The 2,024-nt window shown below is 68.6% G+C and carries 2 protein-coding genes; one reads left to right on the top strand and one right to left on the bottom strand.

The features are described 5' to 3' along the window. On the top strand, positions 1 to 156 hold a 156-nt coding region (locus JNK68_06525), incomplete at its 5' end, for a DUF1015 family protein (GenBank protein MBL8540012.1). A gap of 31 nt (positions 157 to 187) precedes the next feature. On the opposite strand, the gene JNK68_06520 is transcribed toward JNK68_06525, so the two are convergent. Continuing rightward, a complete protein-coding gene (locus JNK68_06520; protein MBL8540011.1) occupies positions 188 to 1,969 on the bottom strand; it encodes a chloride channel protein in 1,782 nt (593 codons plus the stop codon). Positions 1,970 to 2,024 lie beyond the last annotated feature (55 nt).

Genomic DNA, 2,024 nt, shown 5'->3' with positions numbered 1-2,024 from the left:
GTCGACAGCGGCACGATGGCTGCCGCCTTTTCGCTCTTTCCGACGCGCATGGAAGACCTGATGGCGGTGGCCGATGCCGGCCAGGTGATGCCGCCCAAATCCACGTGGTTCGAGCCCAAGCTTGCCGACGGCATGGTCTCGCACGTGCTGGACTGAGATCACGGACAGTCGGCGGGCCGACGAGGCGTCAGCGGGAGTAGTGATAACTGCGATCGATGTGGTCGCGGGTGACGACGCCGTAGGCGTGCACTTCTTCCCAAGCGCTTGCCGGCACCACGAAGAGCGCCTGCACGCCGCTGGTATCCATCGTGTCGAGCGCTTCCTGCAGCGTCGCCTGCAGCGGAATCGGCGCGACCTGCAGTCTGCCGGCCGGCACTTCGAGCAGATCGAACTCGGCGACGTCGGGCTTTTCGAGCGTCTGACGCGCGAGGTCGAGCGCCGGCAGCAGGGCGATGGGTTTCTCGGCGCTGAGGACGAGGATCCACGTCGGGCTGCTCGCCAGGGTGGCATCGATCGCAGCGCGCGCCGACATTCGCGGCAGCGCCGCCACCCGGGAATCCATGACCGCGGCGACGCCCACGCGGCGCAGTGATTGCAGGATCGGGTCGTTGCGATAGTCGAGCCCGCGCGCCTGCATGAGGGCGATGAACACCGGCTGCTGCGCGAACGCGACGCGCGACACACCGTAGGCGGCGATGACTGCCAGCATCCCCGGCCAGATGATATTCGGATTGCCGGTGAGTTCGAGCATGGCGGTCAGCGCGGCGAGCGGTGCGTGCAGCGTGCCGGCCATCATCGCGCCGAGGCCGATCAGCGCGTAGAGCGCGGGGGAGGACACGTGCGCCGGCGTCGCCCACAGCGCCAGCGCCCCGAAGGCGCCGCCCGCCGCGGCCCCGATCACCACCACCGGACCGATGAGTCCCCCAGGAATTCCAAGGCCGATCACTGCGCCGGTGCTCAGGAGCTTGAGCGCGACGATGGCGAGCAGCAGGCGGGCGCCCATCTCGCCGCGCAGGGTGCTCGACACCGTGTCGTAACCGATGCCCATGATCTCCGGCACTGCGAGTGCGCACAGTCCGGTGAGCAGTCCCGCGAGCAGCGCGCGCGACCAGAACGGCCAGCGGCTGCTGCGCTTCGTCGTTGCTTCGACCAGCGCGATGAAGGCGGCGGCCAGCGCACCGATGGCGACCCCCATGACGAGCACGTAAGGCATCTCCCATGGGGAGCCGAAAGTCAGGGGCGGCACGGTGAAGGCGGGATCGGCGCCATAGGCGAGACGCGTCACCGCCGTCGCGCTCACTGCCGCGAGGATCACCGGCGCGAACCCGCTGACGGTGTACTCCACCAGCACTACCTCCATCGCGAAGGCGACCCCCGCGAGAGGCGTGTTGAAGGAAGCAGCAATCGCCGCTGCGGCACCGCATCCCACGAGCACGCGCAAGGCGTTGTTGGGCAGCGCCAGATGCTGGCCGACGAGGCTGGCACTCGCGGCGCCGAGATGCACCGCCGGGCCTTCACGCCCAACCGGCATTCCGGAAACGATGGCGACCACCGCCCCGAGAAACTGCGCAAGTGCATTCCTGAATGGCAGCCGCCCCTGATGGTAGGCGAGCCGCTCGAGGACGTGCACGATGCCCACGTGCGGTGTCGCGTCCGGCGTGCGCAGAAACATTCCAGCGAGTATGGCGGCACCCGTGATCGGAAACAGGAACTGAAGTCGCAGCGTCAGGTTCTCGTAATTCTCCGGGCCGCCGGGCGGCAGAAGCGCCGCCTGCGAGATTTCGATGACGCCCCGGAAGGCGATCATCACGCCGGCCGCGAGCAGCCCGCAGGTCACGCCGAGCACCGCAAGCTGCGGCAGCGCCTCGGCGTGGGAGGCCTGCCGCCGCTGTTCGTCGAGGGTGCGCCCGAGGCGCCGGCGGGCTTCGCGAAAGATGCGCCTTATTCTGCCCTCGGTGGCTTCGCTCATCGGACTTGCGCGGCGAGGATGCCGTTCAGGAGGTGGTCAGGTCGAATGCTGCGAG

The organism is Betaproteobacteria bacterium (genome assembly GCA_016791345.1).
Lineage (GTDB): Bacteria > Pseudomonadota > Gammaproteobacteria > Burkholderiales > JAEUMW01 > JAEUMW01.
The sequence above is the reverse complement of the archived record's forward strand: the minus strand, read 5'-3'. Positions and strand labels throughout refer to the sequence as shown.